The following is a 17,123-nucleotide window of genomic DNA, read 5'->3' as shown; positions in this document are numbered from 1 at the left end:
TTCTCCATATTTCTAAATTTGTATTTCATTTTGAAATATGACTTCACAAGAATATCAGGAAGCTGTAGACTGGCTTTTTATTCAGGCTCCGAACTACCAAATTGACGGCGAAAAAGCCTATAAACCAGGACTCGATAACATCAAAAAATTGTGTGTTTTTTTTGGAAATCCACAAGACAAAATCAAAACAATCCATATTGGCGGAACAAATGGAAAAGGTTCCACAAGCAACATGTTAGCGTCGGTTCTTCAGGAATCTGGTTATAAAATCGGACTTTATAATTCGCCACATTTAATTGATTTTACAGAAAGAATCAAAATCAATGGAAAGAATTGTGATAAAGAATTTGTTTACGGTTTTATCCTAAAACTTAAGCATTTACCAGAAGATATTCGGCCTTCTTTTTTTGAATTTACGACGATAATGGCTTTCGAATATTTTTATCAGCAAAATGTTGATTTTGCAATCATCGAAGTTGGTCTAGGCGGACGATTAGATTCAACAAACATCATCAAACCTTTGGTTTCAGCCATCACCAATGTTCAACTTGACCATCAGAATATTTTAGGTGACACGATTGAAAAAATTGCTTTTGAGAAAGCTGGAATCGTCAAAGAAAATATTGCGGTAATTTCGGGAGATGAAAATCCTATTGTAAAGGAAATTATCCAACAAAAGGCAACTGAAGTCAAAACTGATTTTATTGATGCAACAGAGATAAAAACAGATTTAGTTTCAGATTTAAAAGGTAACTATCAGAAGAAAAATATCAGAGTAGTTTTGGCTTTGGTTAATGAATTAAAGAAACAAGGACTTAACATTACTGATGAAAATCTAAAATCGGGACTTTTGAATGTTCATCAAAACACAAAATTCATCGGTCGTTGGTTTGAGTTTTCAAAAGAACCTTTAACCATTTGTGATACAGGACACAATCAAGCTGGTTTGGAAGAAGTTTTCAAACAACTCAATGAATATTCACAACAAAAACATATTGTTTTAGGATTTGTGAATGACAAAAAAATCGATGAAGTCATTCCAATGTTGCCTTCGGAAGCTCGATTCTATTTTGTGAAACCAAGCGTTAGCAGAGGAAGACATCCGGAAGATTATGAAGATTTACTCAAAAAATCTAATTTGAATTATAAAATTTTCGATTCGGTTCAAACTGGCTATCTTGCTGCAAAACAGAATTGTAAAGAAGACGAATTGATTTTTGTGGGCGGAAGCAACTTTGTAGTCGGAGATTTTTTAGAAAAAAATTTGTGAATATAGTTATAAGTTGTATATTTGCACCACTCAAAACGGTAACACGTTGCGGGCTCTTAGCTCAGTTGGTTCAGAGCATCTGGTTTACACCCAGAGGGTCGGGGGTTCGAATCCCTCAGGGCCCACAAAAAAGGAAACAACCTTTTCAAAAAAAATTAAGGGCTCTTAGCTCAGTTGGTTCAGAGCATCTGGTTTACACCCAGAGGGTCGGGGGTTCGAATCCCTCAGGGCCCACCCTTCAAAGGAAAATCTCAGAGAAATCTGAGATTTTTTTATTTATATCCTATTCTTCTTCAATTTCGATTTTTAAAAATCTTGTTCTTAAAATTTTGTTAATTTTCATTTTTCAGTTTAACGTAATGTTAAATTTCACATAAAAAGTTAATCAACTGTTTAATATTTGAATTTTGGAAAGATTTTTGATGAGTACAGCAGATAAAATTGTTGCAACCTATTTTTCTGGTATAAAACTCTTTTAATTACTAATCCTCTCAAAAGGAAACCTATGAAAAGATATTATGCAGTGTTAATTCCCTTTTACACTATTTTTCTATTATATATGATGTTTTACGGTTGTGGACGTCATCCTGAATTTGGATTCTTACAACTCAATCCGCTTCAAAGTATCACTTACTTTTTGCGATATAACAACTTCTTCTCGGAAAAATTTATGATTAATATCGTTGGTAATATTTTGGTATTCATTCCATTTGGTGGACTTGGCTTATTAATCAGAAAACTCAATAATTTACCATTGTTATTCTTTTTATTTATTTGTGGAATTTCTACGATAGAACTTTTACAATACTATACAGCTAGAGGAACAGCTGATATTGATGATGTTTTCTTGAATACTTTTGGAATGCTGATTGGATATTTTGCTTTACAGATAGCAAAATGGTTGAATATATCTGATATCAGACTAGAATTGAATTACGAAAAGCCACTTACGACTTAGACATATAATAAATAAGTTGGCCCAATTTATAAAAATCAAGAGCTTTTAGTGAGGCATTTCCTCCTAAAAGCTTTTTTTGTAAGTAAGGTTTGGATAATTTATAAATCAATCTATAAAGAAAAATTCCGCCTGTTTTTTTCAATCTGGAATAAGCTTTTGCAAGCTTTATTTTAGAGATTCTTTCTACGTCTTTATCACTTTTAATCAATTGAGAAAGACTTTTTGCAGATTGGTCGGCTTTAGCAAGAAAAACCTCATTGGTCTCTACATCATTATTGAAAATCGGATTATCGATATGGTCAATAAAAACTTTGTTTTTGAAAAGGTCTTTCGCAAAAATCAAATCTTCGTAACCATATTGCGTAATCGTTTCATTGAAAGGATTCTTTTCTAATACCGATTTTCTAACAATAAAATTATTAGTCTGAAAATCCAAATAAGGAGATTTCAAACGTTGTTTTAAAGGCAGATTCTCCCTTTCTACTGCGAATCTCCATCTAAGTCCATATTCTGCAGAAGGCTTTACATCACTCACTTTTCTGCCACCAAAAACGACGTCGGGATTTTTAGCGTTAATAAAATCGATATAATTTTTAAGAAAATTTTGACTGATGATTTTTCCATCACAATCAAGAAAAAGTAAATATTCTGACTGAGTATATTTAAGAAATAGATTTCGGATTTTAGAACGTCCAATATTTTTTTCGAGGAAAATAAACTGACTGACAGTCTTTTCTAAATTTTTATTTTTATTAATGAATTCAGCTTTAGAAGCATCATCGATGATGATAATTTCGGCATCCAATTGATTTGAATTAATCTGATTATGAAGGTCATTCACCAAATCATTCACATCGAAATTATAGACAGGAATACAAATACTGAGCTTCATACTTTGTCTATAATTTTCTGAATGTCTAATTCCTCGAGACAAGCATAATCGCCCCGGAAACAAGCTTTATCACCAAAAACAGAGCAAGGTCTGCAGGACAAATCTTTAACGTGGACAATGTCATCTTCACTTTGTCCGTAGCCCAAAAAGCCTGCATAATGATGAGTAGAACCCCAAACGGAGATACATCTGGTTCCCATCAAACTGGCCAAATGCATATTCGCTGAGTCCATAGAAATCATCAATTCTAACTCGGATATTTTTTGCAACTCTTCCTTAAGTGTCAATTTCCCGGACAAGCTATGGGTGTTTGGAATTTGTTTTTCCCATTTTGTGAGAATTTCGTTTTCCTCTTTTCCACCTCCGAAAAAATAAACTTTGTGAGTTCTTGCAAGAATCCTTGCCAGTTCAAAAGATTTTTCTTCAGGCATCATTTTCCCTTTGTGTTGAGCAAAAGGTGCGAAACCAATATCTTTTTTGTTTTTAGATTGATTTCTTAACTGATGAGATAATTCAACATTAAATCCCATTCTCCTGAAAACATCCGCGTAACGTTCAACGGTTCTTTTCAAAGGAAATTTATCAAGATTCCAAACATCTGTCAGTCGTTCTTTCTCTTCCTTTCCTTTATCAATTTGAAAAATTTTGTAGCCGTGCCTGAAGAAAATGGAATTAATCATTTTCGTCCTAATTACGTCGTGGAGATCAGCCACATAATCTGGATTGAATTGCTTGATCAAGTGTTTTGTCAGTTTTCTGATTCCGAAAACACCTTTGTAATCATCGAAACTGACTCCGTGGAATTTCAGTCGTGGATGTTTGTCAAAAAGGTCTTTGAAGTTATCCCTACTGACGAATACAATTTCTACATCAGGATTCTGCTCTAGAAACTCAACACAAACAGGAACTGTCATTGCTACATCTCCAAATGCCGAAAAACGATATGCCAGAATTCTTTTCACCTACTTCTTTAGTTGAAATGCAATTGCGTAAAATTTGATCTGTTTCGTCATTGCCATCAAGCCATTCGCTCTTGACGGAGACAAAAATTCCTGTAACCCGATTTCTGAAATGAAATCAAAATCAGAATCCAAAATCTCTTGTGTAGAGTGTCCGCTGTAGATTCTTACCAAAAGTGAAACAATTCCCTTTGGCAAAATCCCGTCAGAATCTGCATTGAAAAACAATTTACCATCTGTAAATTCTGCATCAATCCAAACTTTGGATTGGCAACCTCGGATTAGATTTTCGTCTGTTTTTTTATCCTCAGGAAGTCCTTTTAATTCTTTGCCAAGGTCTATGATATATTCATACTTCTGCTCCCAATCGTCCAGAAAGGCGAATTCTTCTATTAATTCCTGTTGTTTTTCTTTGATTGTCATTCAGAATTGATTTGAATTAAAATTAAATTATTTTACCGATTGAGCAATATTTGCAATCACTTTAACAGCTGCTAGCATACTTTCCAAAGGTACAAATTCATAAGGTCCGTGGAAGTTGTGTCCACCTGCAAAGATATTGGGGCAAGGCAATCCCATATAAGACAACTGCGCACCGTCTGTCCCACCTCTAATCGCTTTGATTTTCGGCTCGATTCCGGAATCTTTCATTGCCTGTTCTGCAATATCTACGATGTGCATTTTGCCTTCGAATTGCTTTTTCATATTGAGATATTGCTGCTTGATTTCTATCTCAGCAGTTTTCTCTCCATACTTTTTGTTGATTGCTTCTACTTTTTCTGCAATCAGTTTTTTTCTGTCTTCAAATTTTTGGTCATCATGATCACGGATAATGTATTGAAGTTTAGCCTCTGAAACATCACCTTCGAAATCTGTCAGATGGAAAAACCCTTCAAAACCTTTTGTTGTAGCTGGTGTTTCATTAGCCGGCAGTGAGTTGATGAATTCTGATGCAACTAATCCCGCATTCAGCATTTTTCCAAAAGAATAACCTGGATGAACAGACAATCCGTGGATTTTAACCACAGCTCCGGCAGCATTGAAGTTTTCATATTCCAATTCCCCTATTTCTCCGCCGTCCATTGTATATGCCCACTCAGCTCCAAATTTTTCTACATCAAAGTGATGCGCGCCTCTTCCAATCTCTTCATCCGGATTGAATCCGATAGAAATTCGTCCGTGCTTGATTTGTGGATTAGCCAAAAGAAATTCTGCTGCCGTTACAATCTCTGCAACGCCGGCTTTATCATCAGCACTTAACAATGTTGTTCCGTCTGTTGTGATGATGGTTTGTCCGATATATTTTTTTAAAGATTCAAATTTGGTTGAGGACAAAGTGAATCCTGTTTCTTTGTTAAGTAACAAATCTTCGCCATCATAATTTTCCCAAATCTGCGGATTCACATTCTCACCGTTGAAATCCGGAGACGAATCGTAATGTGCAATGAATCCTACTTGCGGAACTTTCTCTTCTTTGTTAGAGGGAATGAATCCAAAAACGTATCCTTTTTCATCGATGCTCACATCTTCCAATCCCAAATCCTGCAATTCTTTGTACAGATAATTGGCAATATCCCATTGCCTTTCTGTAGAAGGTGTAGTCTCACTTTCTGCGTCGCTGGTTGAAAATATCTTGATGTACGTGATAAATCTATTAAGGAGTTTTTCTCTCCAAATACCGTCTAATTGGATGTTTTCCATATAATTTGCTATATCTCCGCAAAGTTATATATTTATGCAGTGAACGACAAATAATATCTGATGATTGATAAGTTGTGAATTATCAAAGTCTTGAATGTTTGTTTGCGCGAGCGAAGCGAGCGCCGATGAGTCCTGTTGGAACGCAGAATCTCACGCGTGAGCGATTGCAGCGGCATCCTTTTTCTTTGCAAGCCTGAAGGATGAAGGTTTACAAAGAAAAAGATATAGCGGAAAGCGCGACCTGCTTGTTCCGATAGAATCGGGACAAAAGGGCACGCCCAAATAATTATAAAAAACGATACAAATGTTCTTAACCGAGTGTCCGCGCGACGCGATGCAAGGCTGGGGAGAAATGATTCCCACGCAGAAAAAAATAGATTACATCAACCGATTGATGGAGGTACGTTTTGATGTCTTGGATTGCGGAAGCTTCGTGAACCCGAAAACGATGCCTCAAATGGCTGATTCCGGAATTGTGGTGGACGAAATTGACAAATCGCTTTCCAACACAAAACTGTCTGTGGTTGTAGCCAATCTTCGTGGTGCCGAAAAGGCTTTGAGTCACGAACAAGTCGACATTCTGGGTTTTCCTTTCTCAATTTCTGAAACATTCCAGCATAGAAATACTAATAAAAGTCGAGAAGAAGCTTTTACTGAAGTGGTGAATATATTAGAGTTAACAAAATCTGAAGGCAGACAATTGAATCTCTATTTCTCGATGGCTTTTGGAAACCCTTATGGAGAAAGCTGGAAATGGAAAGATGTGGACTTTTGGGCAAAACGTTTTGAGGAAATTGGAATCAAAGATGTTCTTTTATCTGACACAACTGGTGCTGGCGACGTGGAAAGAATTTCGCTTTTGTTTAATAAAATTCCTGCAAAATATCCTACTATAAATTTCGGAGCACATTTTCATAATCGATACGAAGATTCTTACATCAAACTGAAAGCGGCTTATGACGAAGGCTGCAGAAGATTTGACAGCGCTATAAAAGGAATTGGTGGTTGTCCGATGGCGAAAGATGATTTGGTGGGAAATATGCCGACTGAAAAGGTTTTTACATTTATGTCATCTGAGAAAATCGATATTCATCAGAATTTGCTTCATTTTGAAAGTGCTTATAATATGGCGAAAGATATTTTTCATTTTTAAATTAATATTCAGAATATAAATTAAATCATATTTTAATAATTATTGATATTCAGGATTTTCAAATTCAAAAAAATGATGTAAATTTATTACAGAAAAAACAATTAAAAAACTAGCGGTTATGACTTCAAAAACGACTTATGTAGGTGAGAATAGGATTGATTCTGTACACGAAAGCTCTGGAGATGTTTTCACTTCATATATTCCTACAAATGATTTTAGCGTCCGAGAGCACTTTTCTCCAACTGATATTTTTGCTACTGCTCTGGCGCAAAGTGTTTTTGCACACCTTGTTGTATTAGCAAAAGATAGAAATATTAATATCACTGGTGCAACTTGCGACCTGAAAAAGACAATGTATTTTGAACCAAGAAGAATTGGTGAAATTTTCTGCGTTTTCAAATTCCCACATTCTTATACTTTGGAAGAACAAGAATTTTTAGAAAATGCGGTGCGAAATAGTCCGGTTTATCTGAGTTTAAATTCTGACATCAAGAAAATTTTTCTTTTCGAATATAAAAACTAACAATAAATCCTGCTAAAAGCAGGATTTATTATTATAACATACCAAGTTCAAACTTGGCTTCTTCACTCATCATTTCTTTGGTCCAGGTTGGTTCAAAAGTGAGCTCGATTTTTGCAGATTTTACACCTTCTACGCCTCTTACTTTATCTTCTACTTCTACCGGAAGGGTTTCTGCAACAGGACAATTAGGAGACGTTAAAGTCATTATCACTAAAACTTCACCTTCGTCGGAAATCTGAACGTCATAAACCAATCCTAATTCGTAGATATCAACCGGAATTTCGGGGTCAAAAACGGTTTTAAGTTCCTTGATTATTTCTTCACCAATATCAGCTATTTGGTCGTCTGTATATTTCATTTTTAATCTAATCTTTTTAATAAATCTTCCTGACGCATCCGCCTGAAAACATTTGCCAAAGTTAAGACATCTTTTTCACAATAATGAATGATTCTGTCTATATCGCCGTCTTTGTAGTATATATCGGCAACCATACTTCCATCGATATCATCCTTGGGTGTGGGAATTCCGAAGATATGAGCCAATAATTCCAGCGAAACATAACTTTTCCAATCCCCAAATTTCCAAAGCTCCATTGTATCGATATGTGGAATTTCCCAAGGCTTTTTTCCAAACATCTGGAATGGAATCGGGGGTTGAATTCCGTGAATTAAAAGTCGCCTTGCGATATAAGGAAAATCGAATTCTTTCCCGTTGTGTGCACAAAGGATAATATTATTCAGACGAGGACTATTGAATAATTCACAGAATGAAATTAATAAGTTTCTTTCTTCTCCAGAAAAGGTTTTTATTTTTAGCTTTCCAGTATTGTTATCAATCATTCCAACTGATATACAGATTATCATCCCGAATTCTGCCATAATCCCAGCCCGTTGCTCGTAGAAATCAGAAGCTTCAATTTCATCTTTTCTTTGAGATTTGGTTTTCTTGTCCCAAAGATATTGTGTTGTAGTATCTAGGTTATTCCAAGAATCAATTTGAGGAACAGTTTCGATATCAAGAAAAAGAATATTTTCGATGGGAATTTTGTGAATCATCTGTCTTTATTTGTTTTAAATGTAATAAAAAAACCCAACATTACTGCTGGGTTTTATATTTTCTATTCTAAAATTAATTAGAAAGGATATTCGTAAATCTCTGACTCGTGGAAGAAAGGGTTTCCAGTAGGCATCAATTTTAGTTTCGATAAGGCTGTCATTACTGTGAATGTAAATAATCCAATCACAAATACAAATGAACCTAAAACTAATAATGCATTTGAAGCATTGTTCCAATAAGGACCAACTGTTCCCGGCATTACCATATTGAAGTAATCTACGGCGTGACCAATAATTACAACACAAGCCATAAATGTAACCACTTTGTAATTTCTTTTGATGCTACTACTTACTAAAACTAATAGCGGCGCAAGGAAATTGATAATTAACATTGGTAAGAATGTCGGTGCATAATATTCGAATCTACCAAAGAAGTAATTAACCTCTTCCGGAACGTTCGCATACCAATACAACATAAACTGACAGAACCAAAGGTAAGACCACAACATACTTGTAGCAAATAAGAATTTACCAAGATCGTGAAGGTGGTTATTATTGAACTGAGGATAAACTCCTTTTTTCTTAAGATAAACACTGATGATAATCATTACAGCAATAGAAGTAGATAAACAACTAACCATTGAATACCAAATGTAAAGTGTAGAATACCAGTGCGGGTCAATAGACATCAACCAATCCCAAGCCCAAGCTGCAGAAGCAAACCCGAAGAATGCAATGTAACCAACGCTCCAGCTGTATAAGCTAGCGTAGATCTTTCTGTTTCCTTTGTTCTCATCAACTTGCTTAGAAACATTTTTCAATTTCCAAACAAAGAATGAAGCTCCAACTACATAGATAATTGTTCTTATCGCATAGAAAGGAATATTAAGGAATCTTTTCTTTTCAAATAATATGACATCAAATTCTGGAGAATTTGGATCTGTCAATTCTGGATCCATCCAATGGAAAAGGTGTCCGTATCCTGAGATATTCAACAACATTATAATTACTAATAACGCTCCTCCGTAAGGAATGAATGAAGCAATAGCTTCCATTACTCTTGTTACAATAATAGACCAACCTGCATGTGCAGCGTGCTGGATACTGTAAAAGAACAATGCACAACAGCTAATTCCAAATGCAAATACTGCAAATGTGTGAATAGCCGCCAAAGGCTGATTATGAATCTGATGTTTTGCATGCTCCAGATGAGCATTATGATCCTGAGGACCAACTAACTCACTGGAATGTGTAGGCGCTTCGTGACCTTTTGAGTGAACAGACTCCATCCAATGAGAAATTGCAGTATCATCCAATCCGTGGTTAAGTGCATAACCAATACCGAATAAAACAACTCCAACAACAATGAGTATAATTGAATATAATCTTAATTTAGGTGAAAAACTATACATTTTCTTCTTTTTTTATTTAGCATTGGTTTTAGCTTCAGCTGCTGCAGGAGCAGTAGAAGTTTTCTCTGTCGTAGCTGGAGCGGCTGCTGCCGGAGCTGCAGTTGCAGTTGGCGCTTTAAAAGTATTATAAACGTACAAAGCTACTCTCCATCTATCTCCCACATTCAGTTGTCCTGCGTAAGATCCCATTGCATTTCTACCATTAGTCAAAACATAATGTACAGATCCTATTGTGATATCTCTATCTGCATAGTTTGGAACACCTGAATAAGCACCACTTTGTACAATCGGTCCTTGCCCATCTCCGCCAGTACCGTGACAAGCAGAGCAAGTGTGATCAAACAATACTTTTCCTCTTGCCAAATCTTTATCAAGATTTTTAGGATCCAAAGGAGAAGCTGTAATCAATTTTGATGCGTCATATCCAGCATTATATTCATCTACATTTTTAGGCAGACTTTCTTCACTTACAATTCCGTCTCTGTTTTGTGCAACAGAACCTTCTACTGGAGAAAGACCTGTAGCGCCATTACGAGAAACAAAAGCAGGAATTTCATTTTCGTGGTCAGAATATGCATCCTTAGCCTTCATCAATGGATCGTAAGCTACTGGAAAATACATATCCGGGAAATATACCAAAGGTGGATTATCTTTTGGACCGCAAGAATTCAGTAAAACAGTTGTTAAACCAAAGATTGCTGTCATTTTTAATATACTATTCTTCATCTTAGGCATCTTTAACAGTTATTTCTTCAACACCTGTATCAATCAACAGTTGTTTAATCGTTTCAACATCATCAGACACAAACTCCATCATAAATTTGTCATCCGTAGTTCTTGGATCCGGATTCTGAGGTTTTGCACCAGGATACATTTTGTTTCTTACCAAGAAAGTTAATGACATCAAGTGGGCAGAACAGAATACCATCAATTCGAACATTGGATCCACGAAAGCCGGCATATTGTGCAACCAGTCAAAAGATGGTTTACCACCAATATTCTGTGGCCAGTCGTGGTTCATAATATATGCTGTCAAAGTGATACCGATGGTAACTCCATAACAAGCATAAATGAATGCTGCATCAGAAATTCTAGTTTTCTTTAATCCAAGAGCTTTGTCAAGTCCGTGAACAGGGAATGGCGTATAAACTTCGTTTATAGATATTCCTTTATCAGTAAAGGCTTTAACGCCGTGCATCAAATCATCGTCGTCGCCGTAAAGTCCATATATAATCTTAGTGGTGCTCATCTCCTTCTTTTGCTTTATAAGTTTCACCGGAAATTTTCAAAATACTCTTCAATTCGGCCTGTGCAATTACAGGGAATGTTCTCGCATATAAAAGGAATAATACAGAGAAGAAACCGATTGTTCCAAGATATACACCAACGTCAATAACTGTTGGCTTAAACATTGTCCAAGAAGATGGTAAATAATCTCTAGACAAGTTGATAACGATAATATCAAAACGCTCAAACCACATACCGATGTTGATAATCAATGCGATTATGAATGTCCAGAAGATATTAGTTCTAACTTTTTTGAACCAGAACGCTGCAGGTACAACCAAGTTACAGATAATCAATGCCCAGAATGCCCACCAATAAGGTCCAACTGCTGCTCCCGGAGAAAGATATGTAAAATCTTCAAATCTTGATCCAGAATACCATCCGATAAAATATTCAGTGGCATAAGCTACAGTTACCATACCACCTGTAACAACGATTACGATGTTCATAATCTCGATGTGGTACATTGTAATATAATCTTCAAGGTGACAAACTTTTCTTGCTACCAACAATAGTGTCTGTACCATTGCGAATCCTGAAAAAATCGCACCAGCAACGAAGTAAGGAGGATAGATTGTCGAGTGCCATCCTTTGATTACCGAAGTAGCAAAGTCAAATGATACCGTTGTGTGTACCGAGAATACAAGTGGCGTTGCTAAACCTGCAAGAACCAAAGATAATTCTTCGAATCTTTGCCAGTGTTTTGCTTTTCCACCCCATCCAAATGCAAGAAGTGTATATATCTTTTTATTGAAAGGCGTTTTAGCTCTATCTCTAATCATTGCAAAGTCAGGAATCAATCCCATAAACCAGAATACAACTGATACAGAAAAATAAGTCGAGATTGCAAATACGTCCCAAAGTAACGGTGAGTTGAAGTTGGTCCAAAGTGTACCAAACTGGTTAGGCAAAGGGAAAACCCAATATCCAACCCAAACTCTACCCATGTGAATTACAGGGAAGATAGCCGCCTGACAAACCGCGAAGATGGTCATCGCTTCTGCAGAACGGTTAACAGACATTCTCCATCTTTGTCTAAATAATAATAGTACGGCAGAGATCAATGTTCCGGCGTGACCGATACCTACCCACCATACGAAGTTAGTAATATCCCAACCCCAGTTGATAGTTCTGTTAAGTCCCCACGCACCGATACCTGTTCCCACAGTGTAAGCGATACAACCGAATCCGTAAACAAACAGAACTAAAGCTGCATACAATGATGCCCACCATAATTTCCCTGCACGTTCTTCGATAGGTCTTGCGATATCTTCTGTGATATCGTGATAAGTCTTATGACCAATAATTAAAGGTTCCCTTATCGGAGCTTCGTAATGTCCTGACATTTTTTACCTATTTATTATTTAAACTTTCTTTTCTGTTTCTGATTTTTGTATGATAGAAGACGTTTGGTTTTGTACCAATCTCTTCTAACAACGTATATTTTCTGTTGCTATTGAACAAGCTACGAACTTCTGAATCTACATCGTTCATATCTCCAAATTTCATAGCACCAGTAGAACAAGCAGCAGCACAAGCACAAGAAGCCTGGAACTCTGCATCTGTTACTCTTCTACCATCTTTCTTAGCATTCAGGATAGTCAACTGAGTTTCTTGGATACACAATGAACATTTCTCCATTACCCCTCTTGTTCTTGTAACAACGTCTGGGTTAAGAACCATTCTTCCAAGATCATTATTCATATTGAAGTCAAACTTGTCATTCAACGCATAATTGAACCAGTTGAATCTTCTTACTTTATAAGGACAGTTGTTCGCACAATATCTGGTACCGATACATCTGTTGTAAGCCATTTGGTTTTGACCTTGTTTACCGTGAGATGTTGCAGCAACCGGACAAACAGTCTCACAAGGAGCGTGGTTACAGTGCTGACACATTACCGGTTGGAAGATTACATCTGGATTCTCAGCCGCATTTTCCAATGCTCCCTCAATTCCTAAAAGGTTACTTCCGTAAAGTTCTGGCACTGCCATTCCTTCTTTAAGACCTTCGTAAACTTCAACTTTTTGTTCTGTAGAATAGTAACGGTCAATTCTTAACCAATACATATCTCTAGACATTCTGATTTCTTCTTTACCTACAACAGCAACGTTATTTTCAGCCTGACAGGCAATAACACAAGCACCACAACCAGTACAAGAGTTAAGGTCAACTGATAAGTTGAAGTGAGGACCATCTGTATCATCAAAAGAATCCCAAAGGTCAACTTTTCCAATTGGAAGTTCACCTCCAATTGTGTGCATTGCCAAAGGTTTGTTCCACTCATCTACTGGTTTGTTGATGAAATCGTCCAAGGTAACTTCTTTAGCGATCTCATAACGACCCATCAATGTATTTTGAAGCTGCATCCCTGCAAATTCATAATCTTCTCCGGTTTTTTCAATTTTTACATTCGTAAGAACTGTATTGTAACCATCGAATAATGGATAAGCATTAACACCTGTATCAGCTACTTTACCAGAATCTTTTTTACCATAACCAAGCGCCAAACCTAATGAACCGTCTGCCTGACCTGGCTGAATAAATACTGGAACGTTCTCAAGAGTAACACCATTTACTGTTAACTTAACAGTATCTCCGTCCAACTGCATTCTCGCATTAAGTTTGTTTTCAAGACCTAAAGCTTTTGCATCTTTTGGAGAAATCGTCAGGTAGTTATCCCAAGATAGTCTAGAGATTGGATCCGGCATTTCCATCAACCAAGGGTTGTTAGATTGTGTTCCGTCTCCTATTGCTGATTTAGTATAAAGTTGTAATTCTAATTGACCTGCTTTGAAAGCTGATAATTCAGCAACAGCTTGAGCTGCATTACCTCCAGAATAAGCCAATCCTGTAGAAAGTCCACCTTCTGTAAAACCATTGTAAAGTGTTTTATTGAAAGTTTTACCAGCATTAAGTGTTAAAGCATTAGCCTTAAGATAATCGTAGTAATTGTTAGAAGGACTATTTTTCCCATTGATCCAAACCAAGATAGACTCTTCAAGCTGTCTGGATTTATAGATTTTTTGGATTGTAGGCTGCATCAAAGAGTAAGCTCCAGTTTCCGGAGTGATATCTCCCCAAGATTCTAGCCAATGCGCGAAAGGAATAACTGCTTTAGAAGCTTTGTAGATATCATTTTTCTTATCTGTAATAGCTACAGAGTAAGGAACTTTTTCAATCGCTGCTTTTAAAGTTTGTCCTTTTGCGTGAGAATAGATTGGGTTGATATTATTAGTAATAAGAACGCCAACTTGTCCTACGTTCAACCAAGATAAAAATTCATTGAATCTTGCGTTGTCATATTCTTTAAGGAAATTAGCTTTACCTGTAAAAGCTTTAGATCCTAATTTTTGATTGATTAAGTGAGCTAAAACATAAGCTGCTTTTGAACCATCTGCCAAAACAACTGCTTTATCTCCTTTTGCCTGAAGTTCTTTAACGATTTCAGAAGCTACTTTATCAGAAGTTCCGCCATTCAATCCGTTATAAACTTCTACCAAAGTTTTGAAAACCGCACTTGGCTTCAATCTATATCTTGAATCTGAGTTAGCACCAGTCAAACTAAGGTTTGATTCAACTTGAATATGCCTTAACATATCAGGACCTGGTTTTCTAGCTGCAGCATAAGAAACTTCTAAGCTAGAAGCATTATAATCTCCCAGGAAATCTGCATTGAAAGAAACAACTAACTGAGAAGTGCTAAGATCGTAAACCGGTAATGCTCTTTGTCCGAAAACTTCCTGAGCTGCATCTAATGCTGCTGCGTAAGGAATTGCATCATAAGTTACTAATTCAGCTGAAGGATATTTTGCTTTGAAATCTCCAAACAACTTTTTGAAAGTTGGACTTGGGAAAGAGTGAGATAATACTACAATCTTTTTTCCGCCAGCCTGAGATTCTGTTAAACCTTTTAGGATAAAATCGTCAACTTTATTGAAATCTTCTTGCTCATCACCATTCAAAGCTGGTTTTTTCACTTTATCATTATCATAAAGAGAAAGAACACTTGCCTGAGCTCTTGCATTGGTTGTTCCAAGAGAACCCGCAGCAGGATTAGGATCGATTCTGATTGGACGTCCTTCTCTTGTTTTAACTAAAACGCTAGAAAAATCGAAACCATCAAAATAGGAAGACGCATAGAAATTAGGAATCCCCGGAATAATATCGTGTGGCTTAACCACATAAGGAATTGTTTTGATAACCGGAGCTTCACAAGCTGCCAAAGTTACAGCAGCTGTAGAGAATCCTAGCAACTTAAGAAAATCTCTACGAGAAGTTCCTTCTTTACTAGAATCATCTAAGAATTCTTCAACCGGAATTTCATTCTGGAACTCTTTAGCAGCCAACTTTCCATTCAAAGTTGGATCTTTTAGTTCGTGAATACTTCTGAATTGTATTTTATTTGAAGCCATTTATACTTCTAATTTTGTTATTAATAATGACATTTACCACACTCAAGACCTCCAATTGCATCTACAGTGATCTTGCTTCCTTCACCATATTGTTTTTTCAACTTATCATGCAAATTTTTGAAGTATTCTTTATTATAACCATTGTTCATATCTACTTCTGTAGTTCTGTGACAATCGATACACCAACCCATTGTGAAGTTGTTAGCCATCTGAACCACGTTCATTGTATCAATTTTACCGTGACAAGCTTTACAAACGACATCAATTTTGTTTGAGGCATCTTTTTGCTTAGCGTTGAAGCTATTGATAATTGCCTGCTCACCAGCCACAACGTGTTGTGAGTGATTGAAATATACGAAGTCTGGCATATTGTGAATTCTTGTCCACTCTACCGGTTCTGTTTTACCAGTATAAGCTTGTTTGGACTCATCCCAACCTACGTGTGCGTAAAGCGTTTTGATTTGACTTGTGTAGAATTCTCTGTCTTTTCCTGGCTCGATGTATTTACCTTTATACTCAGAAATAGATCTGTGACAGTTCATACAAACGTTAAGAGAAGGGATCTCGGAAACTTTACCATACTTAGCACCTGAGTGACAAAGCTGACAGTCGATTTTATTTTCTCCGGCGTGGATCTTGTGAGAGAAGTAAATTGGTTGTTCAGGAGCATATCCTTTATAAACACCAACCCACATCAACCAGTTCCAGACACCATAAGCAGCGAATAACGCTAGCAACCCAACGATACCTTTTCCTACAAAACTGTACTTCTCATATAAAGCAGAGAAAGAAACAACTCTTGTAGAATTAAGTTCTGATAACTCTGGAGACTGTTGGATTTTTACTAATTGACGAATTTTAAGCAACAACCAGAACAATAATCCTGCGATTGCGATCAGTGCAGCAATCATAATTTTAGAATTCAATTGTTGAGCTTTTGCTGCTTCGATAGATGCAGTAGTATCTACTGCTGTTTTGCCCTCAGCTTCTGCTGCCGGCTCTTCTTTTGGAGGATTGGTGGTGTATTCTAAGATATCATCGATATCCTGATCAGAAAGTTTCCCTTCGAATACTTGCATCGCAACCTTTCCATTTTCTTCATAGATTTTGTTTGCGTATGCATCACCAGATGCTCTAAGCTTCTCATTATTGCTGATCCATTTATGAAGCCAATCAACATCCTGACCGTCTTTTTTAACTTTTTCAACAACACCGCCAAGTGCAGGTCCTACAACTTTTTTGTCCAATGCGTGACAAGCAGTACAGTTTGCCTTGAAAAGCTCCTGTCCCTTTTTCGGATCACCTTGTGCATAAACGGAAGCGCCGGTTGACAACAATAGACCAATTGCTATCAGACCCTTTTTGTAATGCTTTCTCCAACTAATCATTTATATAATCTTGGGTTAGTAAAATTTATTGAGTTTACATTCAATTCCGCAAAAATAGCACTTTAACAAAAATTAAGACGACCTTATCGGATGGTTTTTGTCAATTCT

The 17,123-nt window shown here is 36.6% G+C and carries 16 protein-coding genes and 2 tRNA genes; 6 read left to right on the top strand and 12 right to left on the bottom strand.

All coding sequences use genetic code 11. The features are described 5' to 3' along the window. The first annotated feature begins 37 nt into the window (after positions 1-37). The 4 genes from KI430_RS14145 to KI430_RS14130 all read left to right on the top strand — a co-directional run bounded on the left by KI430_RS14145 (position 38) and on the right by KI430_RS14130 (position 2,228). A complete protein-coding gene (locus KI430_RS14145) occupies positions 38-1,270 on the top strand; it encodes a bifunctional folylpolyglutamate synthase/dihydrofolate synthase (RefSeq protein WP_248875590.1) in 1,233 nt (410 codons plus the stop codon). A gap of 50 nt (positions 1,271-1,320) precedes the next feature. Next, positions 1,321-1,395, top strand: a tRNA-Val gene (locus tag KI430_RS14140). A 34-nt stretch (positions 1,396-1,429) separates the two neighbouring features. Further along, a tRNA-Val gene (locus KI430_RS14135) sits at positions 1,430-1,504 on the top strand. 271 nt (positions 1,505-1,775) lie between these two features. Beyond that, entirely contained in the window at positions 1,776-2,228 is a 453-nt protein-coding gene (locus tag KI430_RS14130) for a VanZ family protein (RefSeq protein ID WP_248875589.1), read from the top strand. Here KI430_RS14130 and KI430_RS14125 read toward each other — a convergent pair. Genes KI430_RS14125 through pepT form a run of 4 tightly spaced genes read right to left on the bottom strand, consistent with a single transcriptional unit; the run spans position 2,218 to position 5,780 of the window. Beyond that, on the bottom strand, positions 2,218-3,120 hold the full coding sequence (locus KI430_RS14125; RefSeq protein WP_248875588.1) for a glycosyltransferase family 2 protein: 903 nt from the start codon (positions 3,118-3,120) through the stop codon (positions 2,218-2,220). The two genes, KI430_RS14130 and KI430_RS14125, sit on opposite strands and share 11 nt — an antisense overlap. After that, the gene (locus KI430_RS14120) at positions 3,117-4,082 is read right to left on the bottom strand and encodes a glycosyltransferase family 9 protein (protein ID WP_248875587.1); all 966 of its coding nucleotides are present in this window, start codon (positions 4,080-4,082) and stop codon (positions 3,117-3,119) included. The genes KI430_RS14125 and KI430_RS14120 overlap by 4 nt, the downstream gene beginning before the upstream one ends. Continuing rightward, entirely contained in the window at positions 4,083-4,502 is a 420-nt protein-coding gene (locus KI430_RS14115; RefSeq protein WP_248875586.1) for a SufE family protein, read from the bottom strand. A 27-nt stretch (positions 4,503-4,529) separates the two neighbouring features. After that, positions 4,530-5,780: a peptidase T gene (pepT, locus tag KI430_RS14110; protein ID WP_248875585.1), complete on the bottom strand. Its 1,251-nt coding sequence runs from the start codon at positions 5,778-5,780 to the stop codon at positions 4,530-4,532. A 304-nt stretch (positions 5,781-6,084) separates the two neighbouring features. On the opposite strand from pepT, the gene KI430_RS14105 reads away from it, so the two are divergent. Both KI430_RS14105 and KI430_RS14100 read left to right on the top strand, forming a co-directional pair. Next, complete coding sequence (locus tag KI430_RS14105; protein ID WP_248875584.1) at positions 6,085-6,933, top strand: hydroxymethylglutaryl-CoA lyase; 849 nt, start codon at positions 6,085-6,087, stop codon at positions 6,931-6,933. 118 nt (positions 6,934-7,051) lie between these two features. Next, on the top strand, positions 7,052-7,456 hold the full coding sequence (locus KI430_RS14100; protein ID WP_248875583.1) for an OsmC family protein: 405 nt from the start codon (positions 7,052-7,054) through the stop codon (positions 7,454-7,456). Positions 7,457-7,487: 31 nt separating this feature from the next. Here the strand turns inward: KI430_RS14100 and KI430_RS14095 are convergent, their stop codons facing one another. From KI430_RS14095 to KI430_RS14060, 8 genes are all read right to left on the bottom strand, one after another. Beyond that, entirely contained in the window at positions 7,488-7,814 is a 327-nt protein-coding gene (locus tag KI430_RS14095; RefSeq protein WP_027383088.1) for an SUF system Fe-S cluster assembly protein, read from the bottom strand. Positions 7,815-7,816: 2 nt separating this feature from the next. Continuing rightward, positions 7,817-8,512: a 3'-5' exonuclease gene (locus KI430_RS14090; RefSeq protein ID WP_248875582.1), complete on the bottom strand. Its 696-nt coding sequence runs from the start codon at positions 8,510-8,512 to the stop codon at positions 7,817-7,819. A 77-nt stretch (positions 8,513-8,589) separates the two neighbouring features. Then, a complete protein-coding gene (locus KI430_RS14085) occupies positions 8,590-9,924 on the bottom strand; it encodes a quinol:cytochrome C oxidoreductase (RefSeq protein WP_248875581.1) in 1,335 nt (444 codons plus the stop codon). A gap of 12 nt (positions 9,925-9,936) precedes the next feature. After that, positions 9,937-10,659: a c-type cytochrome gene (locus KI430_RS14080; protein WP_248875580.1), complete on the bottom strand. Its 723-nt coding sequence runs from the start codon at positions 10,657-10,659 to the stop codon at positions 9,937-9,939. Beyond that, positions 10,652-11,173 carry a DUF3341 domain-containing protein gene (locus KI430_RS14075; protein ID WP_074235778.1) on the bottom strand — a complete coding sequence of 174 codons (522 nt, stop codon included), beginning with the start codon at positions 11,171-11,173 and terminating at the stop codon, positions 10,652-10,654. Before KI430_RS14075 ends, KI430_RS14080 begins: the two co-directional genes overlap by 8 nt. Then, positions 11,160-12,557: an NrfD/PsrC family molybdoenzyme membrane anchor subunit gene (nrfD, locus tag KI430_RS14070; RefSeq protein WP_074235779.1), complete on the bottom strand. Its 1,398-nt coding sequence runs from the start codon at positions 12,555-12,557 to the stop codon at positions 11,160-11,162. The genes KI430_RS14075 and nrfD overlap by 14 nt, the downstream gene beginning before the upstream one ends. A 7-nt stretch (positions 12,558-12,564) precedes the next feature. Beyond that, positions 12,565-15,627, bottom strand: coding sequence for a TAT-variant-translocated molybdopterin oxidoreductase (locus tag KI430_RS14065; protein ID WP_248875579.1), 3,063 nt, complete (start codon positions 15,625-15,627; stop codon positions 12,565-12,567). Positions 15,628-15,647: 20 nt separating this feature from the next. Beyond that, positions 15,648-17,015 (bottom strand): c-type cytochrome, encoded by a 1,368-nt coding sequence (locus KI430_RS14060; RefSeq protein ID WP_248875578.1) that lies wholly within the window; start codon positions 17,013-17,015, stop codon positions 15,648-15,650. Positions 17,016-17,123: the final 108 nt, after the last annotated feature.

It is taken from the genome of Epilithonimonas zeae, from assembly GCF_023278365.1.
Lineage (GTDB): Bacteria > Bacteroidota > Bacteroidia > Flavobacteriales > Weeksellaceae > Epilithonimonas > Epilithonimonas zeae_A.
The sequence above is the reverse complement of the archived record's forward strand: the minus strand, read 5'-3'. Positions and strand labels throughout refer to the sequence as shown.